General features: G+C 52.0%; 29 protein-coding genes and 4 pseudogenes. 22 read left to right on the top strand and 11 right to left on the bottom strand.

All coding sequences use genetic code 11. From position 1 onward, the window contains the following. Positions 1–109 precede the first annotated feature (109 nt). Positions 110–778: pseudogene (locus L6C30_RS12715) on the top strand (IS3-like element ISAba22 family transposase); the annotation flags it as partial. Positions 779–856: 78 nt separating this feature from the next. Continuing rightward, complete coding sequence (gene gorA / locus L6C30_RS12710) at positions 857–2,209, top strand: glutathione-disulfide reductase (RefSeq protein WP_002122354.1); 1,353 nt, start codon at positions 857–859, stop codon at positions 2,207–2,209. A gap of 195 nt (positions 2,210–2,404) precedes the next feature. On the opposite strand, the gene L6C30_RS12705 is transcribed toward gorA, so the two are convergent. The 4 genes from L6C30_RS12705 to traJ form a co-directional block, all read right to left on the bottom strand. Further along, on the bottom strand, positions 2,405–3,337 hold the full coding sequence (locus L6C30_RS12705; RefSeq protein WP_058971768.1) for an IS5-like element ISAba12 family transposase: 933 nt from the start codon (positions 3,335–3,337) through the stop codon (positions 2,405–2,407). Continuing rightward, positions 3,334–3,480: a transposase gene (locus L6C30_RS15000; RefSeq protein WP_005028587.1), complete on the bottom strand. Its 147-nt coding sequence runs from the start codon at positions 3,478–3,480 to the stop codon at positions 3,334–3,336. Before L6C30_RS15000 ends, L6C30_RS12705 begins: the two co-directional genes overlap by 4 nt. A gap of 63 nt (positions 3,481–3,543) precedes the next feature. Next, positions 3,544–5,619, bottom strand: a complete 2,076-nt coding sequence (traI, locus tag L6C30_RS12695; RefSeq protein WP_034593990.1) for a TraI/MobA(P) family conjugative relaxase — start codon at positions 5,617–5,619, stop codon at positions 3,544–3,546. A 34-nt stretch (positions 5,620–5,653) separates the two neighbouring features. Next, on the bottom strand, positions 5,654–6,010 hold the full coding sequence (gene traJ / locus L6C30_RS12690) for a conjugal transfer transcriptional regulator TraJ (RefSeq protein ID WP_026444297.1): 357 nt from the start codon (positions 6,008–6,010) through the stop codon (positions 5,654–5,656). 345 nt (positions 6,011–6,355) lie between these two features. On the opposite strand from traJ, the gene L6C30_RS12685 reads away from it, so the two are divergent. The 13 genes from L6C30_RS12685 (at position 6,356) to L6C30_RS12625 (ending at position 16,069) form a co-directional block, all read left to right on the top strand. Then, positions 6,356–6,784: a TraK family protein gene (locus tag L6C30_RS12685; RefSeq protein ID WP_034593984.1), complete on the top strand. Its 429-nt coding sequence runs from the start codon at positions 6,356–6,358 to the stop codon at positions 6,782–6,784. Next, the gene (locus tag L6C30_RS12680) at positions 6,784–7,509 is read left to right on the top strand and encodes a conjugal transfer protein TraL (RefSeq protein ID WP_026444295.1); all 726 of its coding nucleotides are present in this window, start codon (positions 6,784–6,786) and stop codon (positions 7,507–7,509) included. Before L6C30_RS12685 ends, L6C30_RS12680 begins: the two co-directional genes overlap by 1 nt. 11 nt (positions 7,510–7,520) lie before the next feature. Continuing rightward, complete coding sequence (locus L6C30_RS12675; protein WP_026444294.1) at positions 7,521–7,955, top strand: conjugal transfer protein TraM; 435 nt, start codon at positions 7,521–7,523, stop codon at positions 7,953–7,955. Positions 7,956–8,143: 188 nt separating this feature from the next. Continuing rightward, positions 8,144–9,643, top strand: coding sequence for an IS21-like element ISPst3 family transposase (gene istA / locus L6C30_RS12670; protein WP_024012635.1), 1,500 nt, complete (start codon positions 8,144–8,146; stop codon positions 9,641–9,643). Then, positions 9,636–10,439: an IS21-like element ISPst3 family helper ATPase IstB gene (gene istB, locus L6C30_RS12665; protein WP_010454871.1), complete on the top strand. Its 804-nt coding sequence runs from the start codon at positions 9,636–9,638 to the stop codon at positions 10,437–10,439. Before istA ends, istB begins: the two co-directional genes overlap by 8 nt. Before the next feature lie 520 nt (positions 10,440–10,959). Next, complete coding sequence (gene msrB / locus L6C30_RS12660) at positions 10,960–11,403, top strand: peptide-methionine (R)-S-oxide reductase MsrB (RefSeq protein ID WP_003464965.1); 444 nt, start codon at positions 10,960–10,962, stop codon at positions 11,401–11,403. Between the two features lies 1 nt (position 11,404). After that, positions 11,405–11,944 carry a peptide-methionine (S)-S-oxide reductase MsrA gene (msrA, locus tag L6C30_RS12655; RefSeq protein ID WP_003464967.1) on the top strand — a complete coding sequence of 180 codons (540 nt, stop codon included), beginning with the start codon at positions 11,405–11,407 and terminating at the stop codon, positions 11,942–11,944. Between the two features lie 140 nt (positions 11,945–12,084). Next, positions 12,085–12,789 (top strand): glutathione S-transferase N-terminal domain-containing protein, encoded by a 705-nt coding sequence (locus L6C30_RS12650; RefSeq protein WP_005006007.1) that lies wholly within the window; start codon positions 12,085–12,087, stop codon positions 12,787–12,789. Beyond that, the gene (locus L6C30_RS12645; RefSeq protein WP_002118270.1) at positions 12,786–13,754 is read left to right on the top strand and encodes a magnesium and cobalt transport protein CorA; all 969 of its coding nucleotides are present in this window, start codon (positions 12,786–12,788) and stop codon (positions 13,752–13,754) included. Before L6C30_RS12650 ends, L6C30_RS12645 begins: the two co-directional genes overlap by 4 nt. Positions 13,755–13,845: 91 nt before the next feature. After that, positions 13,846–14,154: a hypothetical protein gene (locus L6C30_RS12640; RefSeq protein WP_005006003.1), complete on the top strand. Its 309-nt coding sequence runs from the start codon at positions 13,846–13,848 to the stop codon at positions 14,152–14,154. A gap of 45 nt (positions 14,155–14,199) precedes the next feature. Continuing rightward, positions 14,200–15,213: a zinc-binding alcohol dehydrogenase family protein gene (locus L6C30_RS12635; protein ID WP_002118279.1), complete on the top strand. Its 1,014-nt coding sequence runs from the start codon at positions 14,200–14,202 to the stop codon at positions 15,211–15,213. Between the two features lie 72 nt (positions 15,214–15,285). Beyond that, on the top strand, positions 15,286–15,717 hold the full coding sequence (locus tag L6C30_RS12630; protein ID WP_005006001.1) for a heme-binding protein: 432 nt from the start codon (positions 15,286–15,288) through the stop codon (positions 15,715–15,717). A gap of 58 nt (positions 15,718–15,775) precedes the next feature. Next, entirely contained in the window at positions 15,776–16,069 is a 294-nt protein-coding gene (locus L6C30_RS12625; protein WP_010591688.1) for a DUF1330 domain-containing protein, read from the top strand. Positions 16,070–16,394: 325 nt separating this feature from the next. Here L6C30_RS12625 and L6C30_RS12620 read toward each other — a convergent pair whose 3' ends face one another. Then, complete coding sequence (locus L6C30_RS12620; RefSeq protein ID WP_003464979.1) at positions 16,395–16,865, bottom strand: hypothetical protein; 471 nt, start codon at positions 16,863–16,865, stop codon at positions 16,395–16,397. Positions 16,866–17,332: 467 nt separating this feature from the next. On the opposite strand from L6C30_RS12620, the gene L6C30_RS12615 reads away from it, so the two are divergent. The 5 genes from L6C30_RS12615 to L6C30_RS12595 all read left to right on the top strand — a co-directional run bounded on the left by L6C30_RS12615 (position 17,333) and on the right by L6C30_RS12595 (position 20,185). Then, complete coding sequence (locus L6C30_RS12615; RefSeq protein ID WP_003464980.1) at positions 17,333–17,935, top strand: sulfite oxidase-like oxidoreductase; 603 nt, start codon at positions 17,333–17,335, stop codon at positions 17,933–17,935. Next, complete coding sequence (locus L6C30_RS12610; RefSeq protein ID WP_002118292.1) at positions 17,928–18,674, top strand: ferredoxin reductase; 747 nt, start codon at positions 17,928–17,930, stop codon at positions 18,672–18,674. Before L6C30_RS12615 ends, L6C30_RS12610 begins: the two co-directional genes overlap by 8 nt. Before the next feature lie 453 nt (positions 18,675–19,127). Further along, entirely contained in the window at positions 19,128–19,400 is a 273-nt protein-coding gene (gene grxC, locus L6C30_RS12605; RefSeq protein WP_005005995.1) for a glutaredoxin 3, read from the top strand. Positions 19,401–19,467: 67 nt separating this feature from the next. Next, positions 19,468–19,749 carry a DUF427 domain-containing protein gene (locus L6C30_RS12600; RefSeq protein ID WP_003464986.1) on the top strand — a complete coding sequence of 94 codons (282 nt, stop codon included), beginning with the start codon at positions 19,468–19,470 and terminating at the stop codon, positions 19,747–19,749. 169 nt (positions 19,750–19,918) lie between these two features. Further along, positions 19,919–20,185: a hypothetical protein gene (locus L6C30_RS12595; protein ID WP_003464988.1), complete on the top strand. Its 267-nt coding sequence runs from the start codon at positions 19,919–19,921 to the stop codon at positions 20,183–20,185. A gap of 860 nt (positions 20,186–21,045) precedes the next feature. Here the strand turns inward: L6C30_RS12595 and sdhC are convergent. Next, positions 21,046–21,420 carry a succinate dehydrogenase, cytochrome b556 subunit gene (gene sdhC / locus L6C30_RS12590; protein WP_005005993.1) on the bottom strand — a complete coding sequence of 125 codons (375 nt, stop codon included), beginning with the start codon at positions 21,418–21,420 and terminating at the stop codon, positions 21,046–21,048. A 70-nt stretch (positions 21,421–21,490) separates the two neighbouring features. Here sdhC and L6C30_RS12585 point away from each other — a divergent pair. After that, a pseudogene (locus L6C30_RS12585) lies at positions 21,491–21,655 on the top strand (IS4 family transposase); the annotation flags it as partial. 19 nt (positions 21,656–21,674) lie between these two features. Here L6C30_RS12585 and L6C30_RS12580 read toward each other — a convergent pair. Further along, positions 21,675–22,058, bottom strand: a pseudogene (locus L6C30_RS12580) (IS701 family transposase); the annotation flags it as partial. A 224-nt stretch (positions 22,059–22,282) separates the two neighbouring features. Between L6C30_RS12580 and L6C30_RS12575 the strand changes: the two are divergent. Further along, positions 22,283–22,840, top strand: a complete 558-nt coding sequence (locus L6C30_RS12575; protein WP_039048338.1) for a DNA-binding protein — start codon at positions 22,283–22,285, stop codon at positions 22,838–22,840. Positions 22,841–22,922: 82 nt separating this feature from the next. Here L6C30_RS12575 and L6C30_RS12570 read toward each other — a convergent pair whose 3' ends face one another. The 4 genes and pseudogenes from L6C30_RS12570 to L6C30_RS12555 form a co-directional block, all read right to left on the bottom strand. After that, complete coding sequence (locus L6C30_RS12570) at positions 22,923–23,213, bottom strand: type II toxin-antitoxin system YafQ family toxin (RefSeq protein ID WP_039048337.1); 291 nt, start codon at positions 23,211–23,213, stop codon at positions 22,923–22,925. After that, positions 23,200–23,460: a type II toxin-antitoxin system RelB/DinJ family antitoxin gene (locus tag L6C30_RS12565; RefSeq protein WP_039048336.1), complete on the bottom strand. Its 261-nt coding sequence runs from the start codon at positions 23,458–23,460 to the stop codon at positions 23,200–23,202. The genes L6C30_RS12570 and L6C30_RS12565 overlap by 14 nt, the downstream gene beginning before the upstream one ends. A gap of 187 nt (positions 23,461–23,647) precedes the next feature. Next, positions 23,648–24,247 (bottom strand): GNAT family N-acetyltransferase, encoded by a 600-nt coding sequence (locus L6C30_RS12560; protein WP_270871650.1) that lies wholly within the window; start codon positions 24,245–24,247, stop codon positions 23,648–23,650. Positions 24,248–24,381: 134 nt separating this feature from the next. Next, positions 24,382–24,451: pseudogene (locus L6C30_RS12555) on the bottom strand (transcriptional regulator); the annotation flags it as partial.

Raw genomic sequence — 24,451 nt, 5'->3', positions numbered from 1 at the left:
ATTTGTTTAAGATAAGATATAACTCATTGAGATGTGTCATAGTATTCGTCGTTAGAAAACAATTATTGTGACATTATTTCAATGAGTTATCTATTTTTGTCGTGTACAGAGCAAATACTTACAAGCTCAGGGCATAAAAATGAGTATGTACGCTGTACGTCAGATAAAAGCGCTGAACCACCTGTATTGTAAGCGACACAAGCGTTTTAAAAGGACTACGAATAGTGACCATAATCGAGCGATCTATGAAAACCTGCTGGAGCAACAATTCTCAATGACTAGACCAAATCAAGCATGGTCAAGTGATATTACGTACATATGGACTGTTGAAGGATGGCTGTACTTAGCAGCGGTAAAAGACCTTTACACGAAGCAAGTGGTTGGCTATAGCTTAAATGAGCGCATGACAGCACAGCTTGTTTGTAATGCGCTAAATATGGCTATTCACAATCAAAAACCAACCAAAGAACTGATTGTGCATTCAGACAGAGGAAGTCAATATTGCAGCCATGAATATCGAAATATACTTGAGCAATATGGTTTTCAAGGTTCAATGAGCAAGCGCGGAGACTGTTACGATAATGCACCGATTGAAAGCTTTTGGGGAATACTGAAAAATGAGTTAGTGCATCATTACAACTATCAAACCAGAGAAGAAGCCAAAGCAGATATTATAAAATACATTGAATTATTTTATAATCATCGAAGAATTCAAAAGGGTTTGGGTTTTAAGACACCAAATCAAATGGCCGAAGACTTTTATAAGTTGGCTGCCTAGAATCTCCCAAGGGAAAGTCTCCTGATAATTCAGCGTATATCATTAACTTTTTAAATCTAAAAAACAGGAATTTCATTTATGTCTAAACACTATGATTATATTGCGATTGGCGGAGGCAGTGGCGGTATTGCATCAGTCAATCGTGCTGCCATGTATGGTAAGAAATGTGCACTGATAGAAATGGGTGATATTGGTGGAACCTGTGTCAACGTAGGATGTGTTCCTAAAAAAGTGATGTGGTATTCAGCTCAAATTGCCGATGCGATTCATAAATATGGTCCTGACTATGGCTTTAATACAGAATTGAAATCCTTTAACTGGAAGAAATTAGTTGAAAACAGACAAGCCTATATCAGCCGAATACATACATCGTATGACACAGGACTAGCTAAAAATAATGTTGATGTCATTCGAGGTTTTGCAAAATTTTTAGATGCTCAAACAATTGAAGTAAATGGTGAAACGTACACAGCTGACCATATTTTAATTGCTACGGGGACTCAAGCATTCAAACCTGAAATTGAAGGTGCTGAATATGGTATTGATTCCAATGGTTTCTTCGGATTAGAACACTTACCGAAGCGGACTGCTATTGTTGGTTCTGGCTATATTGCTGTGGAATTGGCAGGTGTTCTTAATGCATTGGGTTCGAATGTACAATTATTTATTCGTAAACATCAGCCTTTGCGTGGATTAGATCATTTCCTTGGTAAAACACTATTAGAGAATATGCGCAGTGAAAATATTAACGTGCATACTCATAGTCAGATTAACAAAGTGACTAAAGTTCAAGATAACTCACTTGTATTACACCTAGAAGATGGTACAGAACATAGTGTAGATTGCTTGATTTGGGCAATTGGTAGAAAACCTGCAACTGAAGCGATCAATCTTAATAAGACTCAAGTTCAATTGAACGAGAATCGCTTTATTCATGTTGATGCATATCAAAATACAACACAGTCTGGCATTTATGCAGTGGGTGATATTACAGGTAAAGTCGAGTTAACACCTGTTGCTGTGGCAGCGGGTCGAAGACTGTCTGAACGTTTATTTAACAATAAGCCAAATGAACATTTAGATTATGAAAATATTCCGACTGTGGTGTTTAGTCACCCACCTATTGGAACAGTTGGATTAACCGAAGATCAAGCCATAGAAAAATTTGGTAAAGATGCCATCAAAATTTATAGTTCTTCCTTTACATCCATGTATACAGCGATAACAGAACATCGACAACTCACAAAAATGAAATTAATTTGTGTAGGAACTGATGAGAAAGTGGTCGGAATTCATGGTATTGGATACGGTATGGATGAAATTCTGCAAGGCTTTGCTGTTGCTTTAAAAATGGGAGCAACTAAAAAAGACTTCGATAACACTTTAGCAATTCATCCGACTTCTGCTGAAGAATTCGTCACAATGCGTTAATCATTGATCATCTAAAAGAGCATTTATTTATATATTTGCTCTTATTTTTATATTCTATATCCAAATTATGAACTTTCAACAACTTAGAATTATTAGAGAACTCACTCAACATAATCTCAATTTATCACAAACAGCACATGCTCGGCTTTGTTGCACAAAGATTTGAAATGCAAAGCGCCCCTAATTGAGCCAAATTTAAGGCGTAACTTGGGTAAGTGGTCGACCTAATTCCGTAAATCTGTTAAGGACTGCTACACGTGCATGGATCTCATTCACTTGGCTATCAAAACTCCTTGCACTGAGTTTATCTCCTAATAATTTGATGCAATGCATCTTAGTTTCAACCAAACTTCGCCGATGATAGCCTGACCATTTTTTCCATAGTGTCGTGCCTAAACGTTTAATTGTTCGAAGTAATTCATTTCGCTCTAGCGAGCTACTCTTTGTATCTTTCCATGGTTTCGCATTTTTTCTAGGTGGAATCACCGCATGCGCTTGCCGATCTGCAATGACCTGACGGCATTGCTTGGTGTCATAAGCTCCATCGGTATAAACAGAGTTAATCCGCTCATCTTGTGGAATCTGATTAAGTAAATCACCAAGCACCTGTGAATCACTGACATTATTGGTTGTAAGCTGAACTGCTCGTATTTGCAGGGTTTTAGCATCTATACCAATATGAAGTTTACGCCATTGGCGACGATATTCAGGTCCATGTTTCTTGCGTTTCCATTCGCCCTCACCTAGAAACTTCATGCCTGTAGAGTCCATGAGTAGATGCAGCCCATCGCTACTTTTTTGGTAGCTGATTACAATATCAATATGCTTTTGTCTTCTACAAAGCGTGGTGTAATCTGGAGCTATCCAATTTAATCCGCAAAGTTTAATCAGACTTTGCACAAAGCCAGTGACCATACGTAAAGACAGACGGAATAAGGATTTAATCATTAAGCAGCATTGGATGGCTGCGTCGGAGTAGGTTTGATTTCGCCCTTGTTTGCCTTTTGATGGCGCATACCATTGCGTAGCAGGATCAAACCAAATGGCAATATTTCCGCGACTCATGAGTGCTCGGTTATATGCGGGCCAATTGGTTGTGCGGTAGATTTTGTGTGTAGGCTTCTTCATTTGAAAATTATATCGCTGAAAAACCCTTTACAGATAGGTTTGTGCAACAAAGCCGTTTCCGAGACATTGCCTTGATTGGCTTCAATTAATTTGATGGCTTCAGCTTTAAATTCTGTGGTGTAAGTCTTGTGTTTCTTGCTCATGGTAAACTCCTGATGAGTGTGTTTAGTTTACCAAGTTAAAACCTCCTGTTTTTTCAGCACACATCATCCTGACCTAGAAACATCCCGTCGCAACCCGTTATCTGGTTTGGCTCCTTGGTGCTCCACGACACCAGGAACATCACGCGGCAATAGCACTTCACTTCCGTGGGTGAGCTGAACCACACCGAGTTTGGACAGCGCTCGCAAACGGTTCTGGCTTTCGGGCGGCGGCTTGCGTCCAACTCTTGCAACACCAGGCTTTGCGGTTCCTCCAGGGGAGCGAACGGTGACTCGTCCACTGGTTGCTGTTCCAGCTCGTCCAGAAAGCCCGGTTCCAATGGTTCGTCCCCGAACTCCAGCACCTCGCCCGGCTCCGGTGGTTCGTCCGCCCCTGGCGGCGTTGAGTCCATCGACGCCAGCGCCTGCGCCAGCAGCTCGTCCTCTGTCAGTTCTTCCGACATTGCTTCTCTCCTTCTCTATTGCTTGTTGCAGTGATTGACGACGCTGCTCTAGGGCTGGATCGTCGAACTTGATTGGCAGGCTTCTAATTGCCGCCGTTTGTGCAACCAGCTCCTTAAACTGATCGGAGCCGGTGATTGTGATTTTTTCCCCATAGCGCGCAGCGGCCATCCGCAAGGCAGTCTCAATGCCGTCAAAGTTGGCCCCTCTGGATAGTTGAAGTTTGCTGCCGTCATCCCGGATTGCGGATGCTCCCGCACGGTAGATAACGGTGCCTTCTTTCGTGATGTGGTCTTGCTCAATCGGAGCGGCCTTGGCTGGCTGCTTTTGCCCTTCAGCTGCAACCGCATCCCCCTGCAACCCCTTCACTCCTGGACGTGCGCGAAGCGCTTTCAGGGCGTCCTGGTCTCCATCCAGGGCCTTTGCTTGAAGCCAGTCAGCCCACTGCCGCGCCTTGCGTGACGTGTTGATATTTTCAATGGCTTTGATGTGCTCGGCGCGCAGGCTAGTTACTTGCTCCTGGAGCGATTTGCTTGTGCTTGCATAAAGCAGCTTCTTCGTCAGGCCAGGGGTGGCCATCAGCTTGATTGAAGAGCGCTTTAGCTTGGCCACATTCTTGGCATGCTCAATCGCCCTGTCGCGGCGATCACGGGCCGCTGCCAGCTCCTTGGCCTTCGTATGCCGTACTGCGTTCTGCTCGTCACGGAAGCGCGCATAAAGCTCTGTGGTATCTGACTTGTGCCCTACAGGATTTTTCTCATAGCGCTTGCCACTGTCGATCTGGATAGATTGCAGGGTGGACAAGCCGCGTAGCCGGTTTTTACTGGCGGGTGGCGGGCTACGCCCTACCCGCCCGACTCCCGGCTTACGCGGGTGTGGCTTGCCTTGTTTGAGTGAGGCCCGGGTTTGCTGACGTTGATTCTCGAACGCCCCAAGGCGTTCCTCTAGCTTGCTTTTGGACAGGTCACGGGCGACGGTGCTGGCCTTGACCATCGTGCCGGCCTGGTCGGTTATTACCAACCCATTGCCGCGCTCGCGTAGCTCCAAACCATTTTCGTGCAGCACCTGGTGCAACTCATTCCAACTCTTCGCGCCCTGGACTTGCTCCAAGCATTCGCGGCGCACCCAGCTAAGCAGGCTCTCGATGCCGGCGTGCTGCTCCATGTCGTTGGCCCGGCATTCGCTCACGCCTTTTTTACGGGCGTGGTTTACCTGCTGCAATCCGTGCTCAAGCTCCAAGCGGGCGCATATATCGCCCAGCGTCTTGAAGTCTCGATATGGCTCATGGAGCGTGTGGCGCTCAGGGTGAATCTTGTTGATCGCAATGTGGATGTGCAAACAGTCAGTGTCGTTATGCACAGCACTGACACGCTGATGATTTTGATAGCCGATTGCGCTGCACACGCGATCTTCAATGTCGCGCAGCACTTCGCTTGAAGGTTGCTCTCCCGGCGCGAGACTTATCAGCAAGTGATAGGTCTTATCGCCTTCGGCACGGGTGTTGATCTTCTGAGTGTGCAGAACCTCATGCACCGCCCATGAAAGTTCTTCGGTCTGGCAATTGGTGACACGAACCTGACCGACCCGCTCATTGATTCCCTGGCTGCTGGTGATGTATTTCACCAGCCCGGCGAAGCTGCTCTTCTTCGCCGAGTTCATTGGAATGCGCTTGGCGATCATCTGCCCGCGCCTTTTTTAGCGGCTAAAAAAAGACTCATGCTTTCTTTGCCAGCTCTAAAAGAGCTGCCTGCGTTTCACCGATCCTGTCCAGGACAACCCGGATGGTTCTGTGCAACTGCTCTTCCTCAATCCCTGCAAGTCGCTTGTCGCTCACAAGCCACATTTTCAGAAGCCCGCCTAAGCGGCCTTGATCGGCATTGACCTTGGCCAACTCCAGGACAAGGCGACTGTCGATCACGCTTTGCAGCTCATAGCCAAGGCCGACCGCCCGCATGTAAGCCGCAACGGACTTACCAGCAGCGCGGGCGCTGTCCTCAATTTTTGCTTTTTCTTCTGGCAGGACAGGCACCCGTAAATGGGTGTCCTTCCTGGTGATTTTCTTATCGTCCATCCCGCTTTCCTTTGCGGCTTTGCCTCTGCTTCTGACGGCGGTAGCCGTCCAGCCTCGCAGAGCAAGATGCCCCGTTGAGTGCGAAGCGCGAATAAGGGCAAGTGAAGATAGTTAACCGGCTTGCCGGTTAGCTAACTTCACTTATCTTGCCCGGCTCTTCGAGCCGTTTAACGCCAGGTGAGTATCGCATACAAAGCCGATTGATCCACCTCTAGGCAACGATAAAACGCAGATTAACAACGGATATAGTGAAATCGCGCAGAATCGGGCTAGAATGGGGCGTGCAAGGCTTCAATCGGTTTAGAATCGGCTTTAAATCGGGGTAATGATGGGTATGGAATCGACATGGCTAAGAGCGGCAAAAGCCTTTCTGAGCGCATAGCAGAACGTGCGCAGAAGAAGAAACAGCCAGGCCGAGCGGGTAAAAATCGGGCGGCATTTCTGGCTGTTCGGGATGAAGTACGGCAGGCCCTCGATGACGGATGGCCTGTAAAAGACGTTTGGGAAACGCTCTATGAAGAAGGTGCTATTGCCTTCCGATATGACGCTTTCATTGGGTACGTCAAGAAGCTGATTCGTCAGCCGGCAACTGTCACCCTACCCGTACCAGTAGTGCAGGAAGCTCCAGCCAGGCCAGCAACACCGGCCAAAACACCAGCGGCCAAACCGAAGCCAACACCAGCGCCGACCACTCCTGCGCCGGTCGTAACCAAGCCGAGCACACCGGCCAGCTTCTCGTTTGACTCAACTCCAAGGAAAGAGGATTTACTCTAATGGCAAAGATCCACATGGTTCTCCAGGGCAAGGGCGGCGTCGGCAAGTCCGTGATCGCTGCTCTGATCGCTCAATACAAAGCAAGCAAGGGCCAGGCTCCCTTGTGCCTCGACACTGATCCGGTCAACTCGACATTCCACGGCTACACGTCTCTGAATGTTCGCCGCCTCCAGATAATGGATGGCGATGAAATCAACTCGCGCAACTTCGATAGCCTGGTCGAACTGATCGCACCGTCAAAAGATGACGTTGTGATCGACAACGGGGCCAGCTCCTTCGTGCCCCTCTCCCACTACCTGGTAACGAACCAGGTGCCGGCATTGCTGCACGAAATGGGGCATGAGCTGGTTGTTCACACCGTCATCACGGGGGGCCAGGCGCTGGTCGATACCCTGAGCGGGTTCGCCCAGCTCGCCAGCCAGTTCCCGGCCGAGGCCCGTTTCGTGGTCTGGCTCAACCCGTATTGGGGGCCGATTGAGCATGAGGGCAAGACATTCGAGCAATTGAAGGCATACACGGCGAACAAGGCTCGGGTTGCCGCCATCATTCAAATCCCCGATTTGAAAAAGGAAACTTACGGCCAAGACCTGAGCGACATGCTCCAGGATCGCCTGACCTTCGATGACGCACTGGCCCTGGAATCGCTGACGATCATGACGCGCCAGCGCCTCAAGATCATCAAGGGCCAAATCTACGCACAGCTTGAAAATGTGCCCGTTCTGTAAGAGGTGGCGCTGTGAGTGATCCGGTAGATGAGCTGATTAAAGAAATCGCGGTTAAGCACAACATCGCCGTCTCCCGTGACGATCCGATCATGGTGCTCCACACGATCAACGAGCGCTTAATGCGAGACTCTGCGAAGGCCCAACAGGACATGCTGGACACCTTCAAGGAAGAACTAGAAAGCATTGCCTTCCGGTGGGGTGCTGATGCAAAGGAAAAAGCCGAGCGCATCCTAAACGCTGCACTGACGGCAAGTCGGGAAACGATGGCCAAGGTAATGCAGGACAGCGCGAAGGCAACGGCTGATGCCGTCAAAGCCGAGGTAGATGCAGCCCTCCGCCGTGTGACCGCCCCTGTTGAAGATGCCACGCGAATCGCTCGACTCAATATCGCGGCCGCTTGCCTGGCCTTCGCGGCTGCTGCAATAGTCCTATTTGCGTCCTTGTGAGTTGAGCCCCCACTAAAAACCCCGCCGAGGCGGGGTTTTTTTATGGCTATGTCCCAATACCGTGTTGCAAGGATGTTGCCGCTGACCGAAAACTGACCCAGTAGAGGCTGTTCTGCCGACTGAAAACTGACCCAGGTGTTCAACTGCTTCTGCTCAATTTTTGAGCAGGAGAACACAGGGTGATCAGTATGGAAATGATGGGCAAAATTCGCCGGATGTATTTCCGCGACAAGCTGTCGCTGCATGAGATAGCCAAGCGCACCGGGTTGGCGCGCAACACGATTCGCAAGTGGGTCAGAGCACCTGAGGCCAAGCCGCCGGTCTACCAACGCCGCGCGATCTTCAACAAACTCAGCCCTTTTCACGCCACGCTGGAGCAGGCGCTAAAAGCCGATTCGCTGCGGCCCAAGCAACAGCGGCGCAGTGCCAAGGCGCTGTTGGCGCAAATCAAAGCCGAAGGTTATGACGGTGGCTACAGCCAGCTCACCGCGTTTATCCGTGCCTGGCGAGGGGGACAGGGCAAGGCGTCGCAGGCCTTTGTGCCGCTGACCTTTGCTCTTGGCGAGGCGTTTCAGTTTGACTGGAGCGAGGAAGGCTTGCTGGTCGGCGGCATTTACCGGCGTATGCAGGTGGCACATCTGAAGCTGTGTGCCAGCCGTGCGTTCTGGCTTGTGGCGTATCCGAGCCAGGGCCATGAGATGTTATTTGACGCCCATACACGCTCGTTCGGCTCCTTGGGCGGCGTGCCGCGCCGGGGCATCTACGACAACATGAAGACCGCCGTCGACAAGGTCAATAAGGGCAAAGGCCGGGCGGTGAATGCGCGCTTTGCGGTGATGTGCGCGCATTACCTGTTCGATCCGGACTTCTGCAACGTCGCCGCTGGTTGGGAAAAGGGCATCGTTGAAAAGAACGTGCAAGACAGCCGCAGGCGTATCTGGCTAGACGCCCAGGACTGCCAGTTTCACTCCTTCGAGGAACTCAATGCCTGGCTGGGCCAGCGCTGCCGCGCGCTTTGGAACGAGCTGACGCACCCTCAATACAGCGGGCTGAGTGTGGCCGAAGTGCTGGAGTTGGAGCGCGCTGAACTGATGCCTGTGCCAGCGCCATTCGACGGTTACGTCGAGCGGCCTGCGCGGGTCTCCAGCACCTGCCTGGTCAGCGTCGGGCGCAACCGCTACTCGGTGCCGTGTGAGTATGCGGGTAAGTGGGTCAGCAGCCGTTTGTATCCGACGCGAATCGAGGTGGTGGCTGACGACGCGCTGATCGCCAGCCATGTCCGCTTGCTGGATCGCGACCAGGTCAGCTATGACTGGCAGCACTACCTCCCGCTGATCGAACGCAAGCCCGGTGCGCTGCGCAACGGCGCGCCCTTTGCTGATCTGCCGGCGCCGCTGCGTCAGCTTAAGCACGGTCTGGGGCGTCATGCCGGCGGTGACCGGATCATGGCGCAAGTTCTGGCTGCCGTACCGGTCGCCGGGCTCGATGCGGTGCTGGTGGCTGTTGAGCTGGTACTGGAAAGCGGCAGCCTGAGCGCCGAACACATCCTCAATGTCGTGGCGCGCCTGGCCGCGACCGAACCACCACCCAGCGTCGAAACCCACTTGTCGCTCAAGGAAGCCCCCGTCGCTAACACGGCGCGCTACGACCGCCTGCGTGGCCAGACCGAGGAGATCGGTCATGCGTGATTTGATGGCGGAACTCAAGGAGCTGCGCCTGCACGGCATGGCCACGGCCTGGGCGGAGTTGACTGCGCAGGGTGAGTCGAACACAGCCTCGTCCAAGTGGCTGCTCGAACACCTGCTGGAACAAGAGCACACAGATCGCGCCATGCGCTCGGTGAGCCACCAGATGAACATGGCCAAGCTGCCGATGCACCGCGACCTGGCCGGCTTCGACTTCAGCGCCTCCAGCGCAGACGCTCGTTTGATCAGCGAACTGGCCAGTCTGGCCTTTACCGACACCGCGCAGAACGTGGTGCTGATCGGTGGGCCTGGCACCGGTAAAACCCACCTGGCCACTGCGCTGGCCGTGTCCGGCATCACCCGGCACGGCAAGCGCGTGCGCTTCTACTCCACGGTCGATCTGGTCAATCTGCTGGAGCGCGAAAAGCACGACGGCAAAGCCGGGCGGATCGCCCAAGCTCTGCTGCGCATGGATCTGGTCATCCTCGACGAACTGGGTTATCTGCCCTTCAGCCAGGCCGGCGGTGCGTTGCTGTTTCACCTGCTATCCAAGCTGTACGAACACACCAGCGTGGTGATCACCACCAACCTGAGCTTCGCCGAATGGTCGAGCGTGTTCGGCGACGCCAAGATGACCACCGCCCTGCTGGATCGGCTGACCCACCACTGCCACATCGTCGAAACCGGTAACGAGTCCTATCGCCTGCAACACAGTAGCTTGGCGGCCCAGGCCAAGATCAAATCACGGGAGCGAAAGCGTAAGGGCGGCCAGGAACCGGAGGACGATGAGCCGTTCTGATTTCATGGCGACGACGGCCTGCTACATGGCTGCGTGTGGCAGGTCTTAAACAACTGAACTGGGCTAGCGAAGGAGTGGGGGCAACAGCAGCTGCGCTGGTAGACTTATCCACAGTTGCTGGTAACAAAATCAGCAATCCGCCCTGGGTCAAATTTCAATCGGCAGGGTGGGTCAATTTTCCATCAGCGCCAACACACTAAGCAACCATCAGAAAATTTTGACTGTACGCCAAAAAATTCGCATCTACCAGCATCTAAACAGGCGTTGTTGATTATCATAAAACACTGACACTGTATTATATAATCGTGCTTTTGTGTTATTTTTTTAATATTTACTGATTACGTACTTGCTTAACCACTCAGTTGCGCTAGAATTAATAGACGCGAAATTTAAATCTCTAATTTTCCAACACTTAGTAAAACCTCGTTTGCCATCCCACTACCATTGTAGGAGCAAATCAGGAGACATAAAAAATTAGCGGTAGCGTGCCTGGCCCTCTAGATAAGTATTGGAGACTGTAATGAAGTTTGAAAAGTCACAGACAGCAATCGACCACCTGACTCCCGAGCAACACCGAATTACCCAGGAGGCGGGCACCGAAAGGCCCTTCACGGGCGAGTACAACGACAACAAGGAGCCTGGCATCTACGTCGACATAGTGTCGGGAGAGCCACTGTTCGCTTCGACGGACAAGTTCGATTCGGGTACTGGCTGGCCCAGCTTCACCAAGCCGATCGTTTCGGCAAACGTGAACGAGGTGCGGGACAGCGCACACGGCATGGTCCGGACGGAGGTCAGGTCAGTACACGCAGACAGTCATCTCGGCCATGTGTTCCCCGATGGTCCTTCCGACCGCGGCGGTCTGCGGTACTGCATCAACTCAGCGTCCCTTCGCTTCATCCCGCGCGACGAGATGGAGTCCGAGGGATACGGTGAATATCTCGATCAAGTAGAGGAGGCTTAACATGCATCAGCGCGCTGTTCTCGCAGGAGGATGTTTCTGGGGCATGCAGGATCTGATCCGCAAGCGGCCCGGCATCATCTCGACCCGTGTGGGTTACACGGGCGGCGATATTCCGAACGCCACGTATCGTAATCACGGCACGCATGCCGAGGGGATCGAGATTGTCTTCGACCCGACAGTGACGAGCTACCGGAACATCCTGGAATTCTTCTTCCAGATCCACGATCCGACGACGCTGAACCGCCAGGGCAATGATCGTGGGCTCTCCTACCGGTCGGGCATCTATTATGTCGACGAGGAGCAGAAGCGCGTCGCCGAGGATACGATCGCCGATGTGGATGCCTCGGGGCTGTGGGATGGCAAAGTGGTGACCGAGGTCCAGCCGGTCGGCGAGTTCTGGGAGGCCGAGCCCGATCACCAGGATTATCTGGAGAAGCGCCCGGGCGGCTACACCTGCCACTTCGTCCGTCCCGGCTGGGTGCTTCCGAAGCGCCAAAAGGTTGACGACGTACAGCCAGCGGCCGGGACCGCGGCGGAATAGGCTTCACTGCCGTTGCCACTGCGCCGGTCCGGTCCGCAATCTTCGTGACCGCGTCGTTCAGCGACGCGGTCATCGAACCCTACTTCAGAGTGACGGCTCGTTCCAGTCAGTCGCCATCGCAACACCAGGATCGCAGATTTATGCCAGACCTCTCGTCCTTTCCGATCACGCAGCGCTGGCCGGCATCTCATCCCGATCGCCTGCAACTCTACGCAGCCCCTACGCCCAATGGCGTCAAGGTCTCGATCATGCTTGAGGAAACTGGCCTGGCGTACGAGCCCCACCTGATCGACATCTCGAACAACGAGTCGAAGGATCCGGCGTTCGTGTCGCTGAACCCGAACGGACGCATACCGGCGATCATCGATCCGGCTGGCCCTGACGGTAGACCCATCGCCTTATGGGAATCCGGTGCGATCCTCCTCTATCTGGCCGACAAGACGGGTCAGTTCATCTCCACCGAACCAGGCCAGCGTTACGAGACCCTAGCGTGGGTGTTCTTTCAGATGTCGGCCATCGGGCCGATGTTCGGACAGCTAGGCTTTTTCCTGCGATTTGCCGGCAAGGACTATGAGGACAAGCGACCTCGGCAGCGCTTTGTTGATGAATCCAGGCGTCTTCTCGGGGTCCTGGATCACCGGCTGGAGGGCCGCGAATGGATTGTCGATGATTACTCGATCGCGGACATTGCGACGTTTGGCTGGGTGAATGCGCTGGTCGAATTCTACGCAGCGGGCGACATCCTCGGCCTAAGCAGCTATTCGAACGTGCAGGCATGGCTCGAACGCGGGCTGGCGCGACCGGCTGTACAGCGTGGCCTGCGAATTCCTGCGAGGCCTGCATGACCATTATCGCCGCATATTATTACAACGAAGGTAAGCGAGTCCGTGAAATCAGGCTCGATGAGCACGTCGAACTAAACGAGAATCGCTCGGGCTTCTGCTGGATCGCGCTTAGCGAGCCCACCGCAGACGAACTCAGCGCGATCCAGACGACGTATAACCTCCATCCTTTGGCGATCGACAACGCCATGCACCCGCTGTGCCCGCCCAAGCTCGAGGTCTACAACGATGAGTTGTACGTCGTCGCCCAGACCGCCGAGCTGGTCGGCGACCGGATCAGCTACGGCAAGATGGCGATCTTCACCGGTCACAATCACCTTATCACCGTGCGGCACGGCAATGCCGGAGCGCTGGGCAAACTTCGGGAGCAACTCGAGGCATCGCCGACGCAGTTCGGCAAGGGTGTCGACTATGTGCTGCACGCGATCTTGCACCGAGTGGTCGACCAGTATCTGCCCATCTTCGAAATGATCGAGGACGACGTCCTGGCGATGGAGCGACGGTCGCTGCACGATTTCCTCGGGCCAGAAGAGGTGGCGCGAATCTTCGAACTAAGGTCCGAACTCACGCGGTTCCAGCGCACGCTCGGGGCTATGGCCGAGCTGGTGCGAAAGCTCGTTCGCGGCCACTTTCCCTGCATCAGCGCCGAAATGACACCATATTTCCACGACGTCGCGGACCATGTCCACCGCGTGCAGTCCATGGTCGACGGCCTCCTGCTTGTCCTGTCCACGGTCTTCGAGGCCAGCAGCCTTCTGGAAGCGCAAAGGATCGGTGTGGTCACTCGCCAGCTCGCGGCCTGGGCGGCGATCTTGACGGTCCCGACGGCGATCGCCGGAATATATGGCATGAACTTCAAGCACATGCCGGAACTGGACACGCCATATGGCTACTTCGTCGTGCTCGGAGTGATAGCGGTGTTCTGCCTTCTCCTGTTCATGCGCTTCAAGAAGGCCAAGTGGCTATGAGTAACGCACTTCGCGAGCTTCTCCGTCCGCCGAGTCACAGCGCGCTTTGTGCGCGAGCGTGTCCAATCCAGTTCAAGATGAAGGTGCTTCCATGACCTCCCAGGTGACCGACGTTCTAGAAGCAGTCCAGTCATTCATCGCCAACGGCTATGACCGCGAATACCGCGTCAAGGACGGCAATCTCGTCGATCTCGAACTAGGGTCAACCCTCGATGCATGCAGCATTCGCGTCGATGCGGCGTTGCGCCTCGAGAGCGGGGACGACGGCGAAGATGCCTCCAACATCTACGCGATCACCGATCCGGCGACAGAGCATAAAGGCCTGTTGATCGACGTGTTCGATGAAATCTGCTACCGCGACCCAGTTCAAGAGTCGGGACCTCAATGTAGAAGAAGTTGACTAACGAGCATTCGCGTCATCCGATCAAGCAAGCTGGAGACATTTATGAAAGCCATTGGTTACAAGGTTCCGGGACCCATCGCCGCGGATGCCGCGCTGGTCGACATCAATCTGCCTCGGCCTGTCGCTGCAGGATACGATATCCTGGTTGAGGTGAAGGCCGTCTCGGTCAACCCGGTCGACTACAAGGTCCGCAACAGCACGCCGCCGGCAGATGGCGATTGGAAGGTGCTGGGATGGGATGCCGCCGGGATTGTGCGCGAGGTCGGCCCCGACGTCACGCAGTTCGAGTTAGGCGACGAGGTCTATTATGCCGGATCGATCACACGGCCCGGTACCAATGCGGAGTTCCATCTCGTCGACGCCCGGATTGTCGGTCACAAACCTGCGTCGCTCTCCTGGGCGGAAGCGGCGGCGCTGCCGCTGACGACGTTGACGGCCTGGGAGGCGATGTTCGACCGCCTGGACGTGGCGAAGCCCGTACCCGGTGCGGCGGAGGCGATCCTCATCATCGGTGGCGCGGGCGGGGTTGGGTCGATCGCCGTCCAGATCGCGCGACAGCGCACGGACCTCACCGTCATCGCCACAGCCTCTCGACCGGAAACCCAAGAGTGGGTAAGAGGGCTTGGAGCTCACCACGTCATCGACCATTCTCGTCCGCTCGCGCCACAGATCGCCGAACTCGGCATCGGTGCTCCCGCTTTCGTCTTTTCGACCACACATACCGAGCAACATGTCGCCGACATCGCCGAACTGATCGCCCCACAAGGACGGTTCGGACTGATCGACGATCCCAAGGCATTCGATATCATGGTTTTCAAGCGCAAGGCGGTGTCGATCCACCACGAGCTGATGTTCACGCGGTCGATCTACGGCACGCCCGACATGAATGAGCAGGGCGAGATTCTGGATGCGATGGCAGCGCTGGTTGACGACGGCAAAATCCGCACGACGCTGACCCGGCGACTGTCGCCGATCAATGCCGCCAATCTGAAGACGGTGCATGCACTGATCGAAAGTGGCGCGGCTAAAGGCAAGATCGTCCTCGAAGGCTTCTAACGACCGCGATCGCCAAACATCTTGTCCAACCTCAAAAAGCCGAACGGGTTATGCCCCAGCGATGAGAATCCCATGACCAAATCTATTGCCACCGCCTCGATCAACCGCGAAACCGCAGTCGCCCTCATCGACGCGGCGCTCGCTGCGGCCCGTGCCATCGGCATCCCGGCTGCCGTCGCCGTCGTCGACGCCACCGGTAACCTGCGCGCGTTCGAGCGCACCGACGATGCGCCGTTCCTTACCGTCGATGTTGCCATCGACAAGGCCTGGAGTTCCGCCTCGTTTGGGTTCCCGACCCATGTCTGGAACGACTATGTGACCAACGATCCAAAAGTGGCGCCGCTAGCCTATCGCCCTCGGATGGTCGCTGTCGGCGGCGGTTATCCGATTCTGGAGGATGGGAAGTTGATCGGCGGCATAGGCATCTCCGGAGGCAACTATCAGCAGGATCAGGATGCGTGCGTCGAGGCACTCATGAAAATCGGGTTCCAGTTGCCAGCCTGACGACTGTGAGGCCATCACCGGTGGTAATGGCCAACAGATCCAACCTTTGAGAGGCCTAATGATGGAAGCGTTCGTCGTCTTTACGCGGGAAGAAACCAGCGACCCACATGCACTCGCAACCTATTCTGCAGGCGTCGGACCATCGTTCGATGGTCACGACGTTACCTTTCTCGCCGCTTATGGCGCGATCCAGCATTTGGAGGGGCCGCCCATCGAAGGGGCCGTAATCTTGCGTTTCCCGACGATGCAGGCCGCTCGCGACTGGTATGACAGTCCCGCCTACCAAACCATCGCTGCTCAACGCTTTGCCGGTTCCCGTTACCGCGCCTTTATCATTGAAGGGCGGCGGTGACATACCGACAGAAGCACTTCGGCGCTGACCACGAGGTATCGGCGTGTGAACTCGCATCTTGGGAATCTGTGGGGGGGACCAAGACAGCGGCGCTAGGGGCTCATATCGTCGATCGGATCAGAGAGTTGCTCGGCGAGAATGGGTTATCTATTGCCGAGCTGACGGAGCGGAGCCGCCCTCTCCCAACGGATTGATTCAATCGTTGACGCTCCTCCTATCCGGATCCGGGTTTTCGCACGCTGATCAACAGAGTTACAGCGCGCAACGCCTGTAGTGGGCATCAGGGGATGGGTGGCAATCAGGATGATTGCCCACCTTCCAACGATTAACCTTGCTCAAGTTGCTTCACTAGTCGCTCCGCGTCGAGATGGAAGTCCGAGAAAACAATGCTACCGCCAGCGTCGATAACCGTAAACCACGGAGTTCCTCGTGTGCGGTAGTCTTCCATGAAGGTTGGAAACGGCGAGCCGGTCGGTTGCTCGTCGTGACCGAAAACGATAGGAAGCTCATACTTGAGCTGGTTCACGCGCAACTTCTCGAAGGTATTCTCATGCGTTCCTTCGAAGACGGTCTGGATCACTGCGAACCCCACGTCTTTTGAGCTCAACGCTGCATGCAACTTTTGTAGCGTCGGAAACCCATGCAAATGGCAACCTTGGCACCAATGCTGGAAGGCAAACAAGATTTTCGGGCCGGGCCCGATATCTGACAGTTTGAACGGCGCGATACTTTCCCCATCTTTGCCAATCCATTTTTGCACCCGCAGCTCAGGCGCTTGTCGTTCGATCTCGTTCATCTGATCCTCCAACCCCGATACAGAAGCTTAGTGGATGATCGCGCGTCGCGACGGTGCGCGAACGTCCGACCTTATTTTCCCTATTTCCTGAAGCCAGAATAGATCAGATCGACATTTCGTCCTTAATATACTCAAGCTGCCGGCGAGCGCGAACTGGGCAACCATGCGCTGGTGAGCCTTGAGCTTTGCACGCTGCCCATCCGTTTGAGAGCGAACCTGCAACTTCCGCTCCGCATACCGCAGATCAGCGTACGCAGCCTTGGGGTTATCTACCCTATAGCCATTGGGTATTGGGAATCATGCTGGCCTGACGCTATGTTCGATACGCGATTTTTTACGATGATAGAGCATCTGTATCTGATTTTTAGTCGATTGGCTTATTCGGCGGATGTGCGGGCAAATGCTTTACGCAGAGTACTGAAATGAAGGCCGGCTTCGGTCTGCCGTATCGAGCAAGAGGGGTCACTATGGTCACCAGAGGTTTCACCGGTCGCGGTTCAGGCGACCAGTCCGATCGGATTCCGCCAGGTCAGCATCTGGTGGAGGATTTCCCTGTTCTGTCGGCCGGCCCTACGCCGAGGGTAGAGCCCTCCGACTGGAAATTCACAGTCAAAATTGGTCCGAAGCCCGTCAAAACGTGGAATTGGGGCGAATTCAACACTCTACCAAAGACCCAGGTGACAAAGGATATTCACTGCGTCACCTCTTGGTCCAAACTGGATACCGTTTGGGAGGGTGTACTCATTGAAGACATCCTTGCAGATGCAGAGCTTGATCGGCCTACCGATTTCGTCTTGGCGCACTGCTACGATAATTATTCGACAAACGTCCCTCTGACGGATCTGCTTTCCGGGAAAGCGATGGTCGCCCTCAGTTATGCGGGCAAGCCACTTTCCCGCGATCATGGGGGGCCGGCGCGTCTTCTAGTGCCGCACCTTTACTTCTGGAAATCCGCCAAATGGGTGAATGCGCTGCAATTCACGACGCGTGACGAGGCCGGCTTTTGGGAGCTGCACGGCTATCACATCTACGGCGATCCGTGGCGCGAACAACGATACACCCATGACTGAAAACGAAGCGCAAGTCCGTTCGTGGCAATCATGCGTGATCGACGACATCATCCAGCAAACACCGAGTATCAAGAGCTTCTTCCTTCGGTTGAGCAAGCCGTTCGCGCACACCGCAGGTCAGCACGTCGATATCCGGCTGACCGCGCCCGACGGCTACAGTGCAATGCGCAGCTACTCGATCGCGTCATCGGCAGTTTCGACCCCGATCGTCGAGATAGCTATCGAGCGCATGCCGGATGCCGAAGTTTCGCCGTTTTTTCACGACATCGCGGCGATTGGTGACGAAATCGAAGTTCGCGGTCCGCTCGGTGGCCATTTCCTTTGGCCTGAGCCTGCCATAGATCCGGTTCTGTTGATCGGGGGAGGCTCCGGCCTCGTGCCGTTGATGGCAATGATCCGGCAGCGCCGCGCATTGGCCCAAGCCGTTCCGACAGCGTTGCTCCTGTCCGCACGAACCGCCGAGGACGTTCTCTTCTCAGAAGAACTTCATTGCATCGAAATCAGCGATCCGGCGTTCGTCCTGGCGCTCGCGATTACGCGCGAGAAACCGGTTCGCGCATCGGACTTTGCGCGACGGATCGACGGCATGATGGTCCAAGAAATTCTAACCAGGCTTCAGGGAAAGCCGACGCAAGTGTTCGTCTGCGGGTCTAACGGATTCGTCAACATCGCAACCGATAGCGCGCTGCTGGCGGGCTTGGACGCCTCCATCATCAAGACGGAGCGCTACGGGGGCTAGCGGCGCGAGCTATCTCACGTCGCGCCGATCGTAGACGTGCGCCCTGGGAAGCTTTGGCGATCAACGTGAACCGTTTTGCCGAACACAGTCTTCGTACCCCCCGGCCTCTAGAACGCCTTCGCTCGCGATACCTGGCTCGACATCAAGCTCAATTTGAAAGTTCCTGCACTATCCGTCGTCCTGATATGCTCGACCAGCATGATGGGCGATTCGAGCGGGACCGCTTCCGTCCCAATCGAGGCTCGGTTACCTTAGAGCATCGGCTCGGCGCTACAGGAGGCGCGTGCGGCCTCTGCCTGGCGGTGAAAGCACTTTGGGCCATGTCGCCTGGATAGCGGCCAATCGTCAGCATCTGCTCCGATGTCGGCCAAGGTGCAGTCGCCATCTTTGAACGCCGCGAATTGGAGATCAACGCCATGACAGCGATCCGCGTGCAACTGCCGGAGATGCAATATGACAACTGATGTATTGCTGTACACCACGAATTGGTGCCCGTTCTGCCGCCGAGCGAAGGCGCTCCTCAAGGAAAAGGGCGTGCGATGGAAGGAGCTCGATATTGAGGCGGATCCGGCTCACCGGCAGGCCATGGCGGAAGCGTCGGGGCGAAGCTCCGTGCCGCAGATCTTCATCAATGGCACCCTTATCGGTGGCTCCGATGAGCTATTCGCGCTCGATGTCAGAGGCGAGCTCGACAAACTTCTCGGGCGCAACCCGCCTGCCACCTGAGGAGGTGCGGCTTGGGGCAGCCAGCCCGCGAGCCTTCGCCGGTTGATGAATACAAAAGGAGAGTCCGTTGGTCTCAGCCATCTGGAAAGACACTACTATCGCCACAAGCGACGAAACAGTCATCGTCGAGGGAAATCACTACTTCCCACCGTCAGGAGTCGACCTGAGCCTGCTTGAGATGAGCCCGCACACATCTGTCTGTCCGATCAAAGGCGCCGCGCGCTTCTTTCATGTTCGCGCGGGTGACGCGCTCAACGTGAACGCCGCTTGGACCTATCCCGCCCCCACTCCGGATGCCGAGGGTATCCGGGATTACATCGCTTTCTGGAAAGGCGTGGACGTTGCCTAGCAGACTGGACGGACGACTTCGCTGATAGCCATGCGGGCGCCGACATCTCAATTATCCTGCCCACCCCGGGCCTCGTCGGCTGCAGGAATCTGCCCGGCACCTTAGCGCGACCCGGCACTGGCGGTCTCGCACCCGCCGCGCCTCTGTTCTATCAATAAGGATGGATGACATGGAGCATTCCGAGTTCGATGCCGCTTTCGCGAAGCTTGCGGAGGGATACAGAGAAGGGACTTATGAAGGCCGGCGTTTCAGCTTGATCGTCCGGCGATCTGGGGACGGACGTCGCAACAGTCTGTTCGCCAGGGAGTTGGACGGGACTGACATTGTCAGCTTCAACCTCTTCCGCGTTACATCAGATAGGACATTGTTGAAGCCGTGCGAAATGTCCGCCGAAAAGGTCGTAGCGTTCGTGCTGGAGTTCCGACCGGACACCTGACGGGCAGAAGAAGATCCCGGCCAACCGGCGCGCCTGCGACGGCCGGCTATCTAAGGCTGCGCAAGCCTATAGCCGCAGCTCATTGCACTTCGTCTGGCGAGGAATTCAACATCGATACGTCGCCATCCGCGGGGATATCGGTACAGGCGCCCGTGTAAGCCAGATTGAGAAATCCTAAGCGATGACTAACACCAATGACGCCACCCTTCCGACACATTCTATTCTTGAGGAATGCACAGCGATGGCTGTCGTCAACGCTCTGAAGATTATTCTGAAGAACAGCTACGCGATCTACCTTAAGACAAAAAATGCCACTCGGGCGCATCCCGCCCCTACTTCAGGGACTTTCACTTGCTTCTCGCTCTGTCACTCACAGCATCGGCACGCCCATGACGCATGGTATCCAGGCCTCATAATTTTCCCATATAACCTTCTTGTCTTTTGCGCACCCAGAAAGACTCGAGGCTTTAACTGGACAGATGAGCCCTCGAGGGTAGTGTTCACCTGATTGGCTTTCTCATATCTGATGTTGATTCGCACAGTGTGCCAACCAGGTGATAGTTTCAAAAAACCTGCGCTTCAGAGCGAATTAGACGATCTTCGATAAGAGCGATCCGCCTCAAAATCCAAAACATCTAACATTGTCCTAGAGCCATATTTGTACCTAGTACTATGGCGCTCCCATTAACACATTTGATGATGCACAGAAAACTTAGCTCATGATAGCTTTCAGCTAACAGCTATTCGGAAGCCCGAAAGGATTCAACCGTTTAAGCGTGAACCGTCGATTATAAATACTTTCGTAAGTTAGCTTTAAAGGACGCTTTTAGTCCTTGTAAATACGCATTACGACTCCACAGCTACCAAATCCATACGGCGCCAGCAACCATTAAAACACCCGACACTACTAAAACAATAGTAGAGGCGCGATTGCTGCCTTTCAAAGTATGACCAACACCCACATCCATAACTAGGTGTCGAATTCCGGCTACGAGATGATAAATAAATGAAGAGTATACCAACCAGAAACTAACTTTGCCGAAAGGTGAAGAAAAAATCTCCTTGACTTCATTAAAACCCTTTTCTGACTCCAACGATTTGCTCAGCATATACAGTATCAGTCCCAGAAAAATAAAGAGCATAATTCCTGAAATCCGGTGCAGAATCGATGTAAGCGCCGTGAGAGGAAGCTGAATGGTTCGAATATCAAGATTAACCGGCCGCTTTTTATTCATTTTGACTCCAGTCAACAATTCTAGTGGGGGATTTCAGTTTTCGATCTCATTCATCATAGCAGCTGTAACAAAAATAAAGAAGCATGGACGACTCTCAATGAGTTTATTTCGCTATGGTTTAGACTATGTTCAAATGGCGATTCAGCGTTTAATTGGTTTTGGGAAAAAAGAAGAGTTTAAGGAAATTTTGGCAATTTTAAGAAGGCAGAATCCTGATAGGATAAGGGTTCTGTGAAATTTGTCGTGTACAGAGAAATTCGGAAATTAATTGGAATATTTTGACCATTCTGATCTGTCGCATACAAGGTAATGAGATTAATACCCTTGACGGATCGGTGGTGTTTGCCTGACCAAAAATAGCTAACCAAGTCCATATGTTGACTATAGGGTTTATCTAAAACAGTATCATCAATACTGACTATAAGTTTATTATTATCAATATGTTGAATTGCTTCTTGATATAGGTCGTGAGGTGTGTAGTCTTCACGTTCTAGAAAGCGATTTACACTATCATGCGAGATGTTATAAGTCTCGGCAAGTTGTGTGCAGCTAATAGAGTTCGGTTCTGTCATGAGAAAGCCCATATAAATGGGTAATGTACAAGTTGCTGTAGAAGCATGTTTAATTCGTCTGATCACAGATACTTTATAAAGTATTTTAATACTTTTTTGAATCCGTCAATGCGTAAGTCCTATTAATCTAATAGAAATCATCTTCTATCGGCTTTTGCTAAATTGGAAAACATTAGCGAACAGCTGCAGAGAGTTTTAGCTAGTCATAATTCATAAAAAATATCGATTGTGTACTGTACTGTAATGTACTAAAATACGATACAGTACAGTACACAATAGAAAGTAAACCCATGGCAATCACTAAATCAGATGTGGCAAAAGCCATCGAATCCCTTGCAGCACAAGGCTCAAACCCAACTAACGATAATATCCTTGCGGTTCTTGGTAGCGGCTCAAAGACCACTATCAACAAATACCGCAAAGAGATCCTTGAAGAGCAACTGGCGGCAGCCGTTACTACGGCAAAAACTCTGAAAGATGCGGAACTTGTTACCGTGTCACAAGTCATTGCAACCCTATTGCAAGAACGGATTGATGCAGTACAAGGCGGATATGCGGAAACAGTGCAACAACTGGAAAAGCAGCTTGCAGATACCACAGAAAAACTGGAACAGGTGCAAATCAAACTTGATGAACAGATCAAACAAACTGATGACACCACCGACAAGCTGAAAGTCGCTCTTGCTAGTACAGATAAGGCAAAAGAAGACTACAACGCCTTGCAAGCCAAATATGAACAGCTACTCGAAAAATCAGGCTCGATCAAATATGTGGAATCACAACTCACTAATGCAAATGCACGGATAGCTGAATTAGAAAAACAGATTACAATGCAAAAAGATAAGTAACTGACGATGAAGGCTGACATGCTCCCCATTAAATCACTGGTTTAGTACGGAGTATGTCAACGCTCTTTGGGGGTTACATCATTCAAATTGCTAATTCGCTATGACTGCCTAAGCGAACTAATTTCAAAATTAGTAGTTCACCTTCTTCTGTTTTCTTATAGATTAAAACGAGATCAGGTTTGATATGGCAATCACGATGACCTACCCAATTACTGACCAAAGCATGGTCACGATACTTTTCAGGCAAGGCTTCATCAGCTTGCAATAATTCTAAAACAGTTTGTAGTTCAGCATCTAATGTATTTCGATGCTGCCCTTTTTTCTCACGTTTATAGTCTTTCTTGAATGCTGATGTGTACTTAATCGTCCGCATTTAGATCAGCCATCAAATCTTTAACAGAAGTGAAGCTCTTTGCTTTGCTTAGATCTTCTTCCATTGCAGCAATGGTTTCAGGATTGGGCTGCCAAATTTCAAAAGGCAGAGCCTTTTCTTTCGCTATCTTGGTTAACAGCAAGCGAACTGCATCTGAGACAGTTAAGCCCATTGTTGCAAGAACTTCTGTTGCTTCATGCTTAATGTTTTCGTTAATGCGAGTAGTGACTAGTGCATTTGAAGCCATGTTAAGCTCCTATGATTAACATTGTTAATCACACTATATTCTTAGATGAAGAAAAGTTCAATTCGTATAACCGCCATTATGTTAAATGGATGGTGAATTGGTGGAAAATTCCTGTTTTTATAATTGCGAATAAGAGTTTTTATGTTAAATCATAATCCTAATGTATTAGTGTAATAAAATCTTATAGTTAATAATTATCTAATAAATCAATTAGATGTGCTTTTATGTTAGTCCATTCACTTTTGATAATACTGTACATTACGGTATCTCGAGTTGTACCATCTTTACGTAAAGCATGACCTCTAATTATCCCATCCTTTTTTGCGCCCAATCTTTCAATTGCTCGCTGACTTTTAATATTAAAAATATCAGTGCGAAGTCCAACCGTCTCAATATTTAACTGTTCAAAAGCAAATTGTAGTAATAGCAACTTACATGTCGTATTGACATGCGTACGCTGCACTGATTTTGCATACCAGGTATAACCTATTTCTAAGCGTTTCACGTTCAAAAGAACATCATGATAACTAGTTGTACCTAGAATTTTCCCAGAGTTTTCTTCAATGACAACAAATGGATAACGTGTACCTTCCTGTTTTTGTATTAGAGCTGTTTCAATATATTGATGAACCTCAGAATAATGTGGTGTTGATGTCACTCTTAACTTCCATAGCTGACCATCTTTACATGCTTCCATAAGCCCACTTTCATGTTCAAAAGATAAGGGAATTAAACGGATATTACTTTTATTCAAAACAACATGATCAAATAATTCTAATTCTTTCACAATACTTTCCCTTTACGACATTTGAGCTGAATACAAGTGGTTCTATTGAGTTAATAATTTCTAAAATTAACATAATACACCTTATACGAAATAAAAAATGGGAGCCTTAAGCTCCCATTTTTTAAGTAATTTTTTCAAATAAGGCTTGGGTGAGCATCTAAAATTCGAATCAATGTAGCTGCTGGTCCAGTTGGATAGCGTCGT

The sequence above is a fragment of the Acinetobacter sp. KAM396 genome (genome assembly GCF_021602765.1).
GTDB classification, from domain to species: Bacteria; Pseudomonadota; Gammaproteobacteria; order Pseudomonadales; family Moraxellaceae; genus Acinetobacter; species Acinetobacter towneri_A.
Note: the sequence above shows the minus strand (reverse complement) of the source record. Positions and strands in the feature narration are given on the sequence as shown.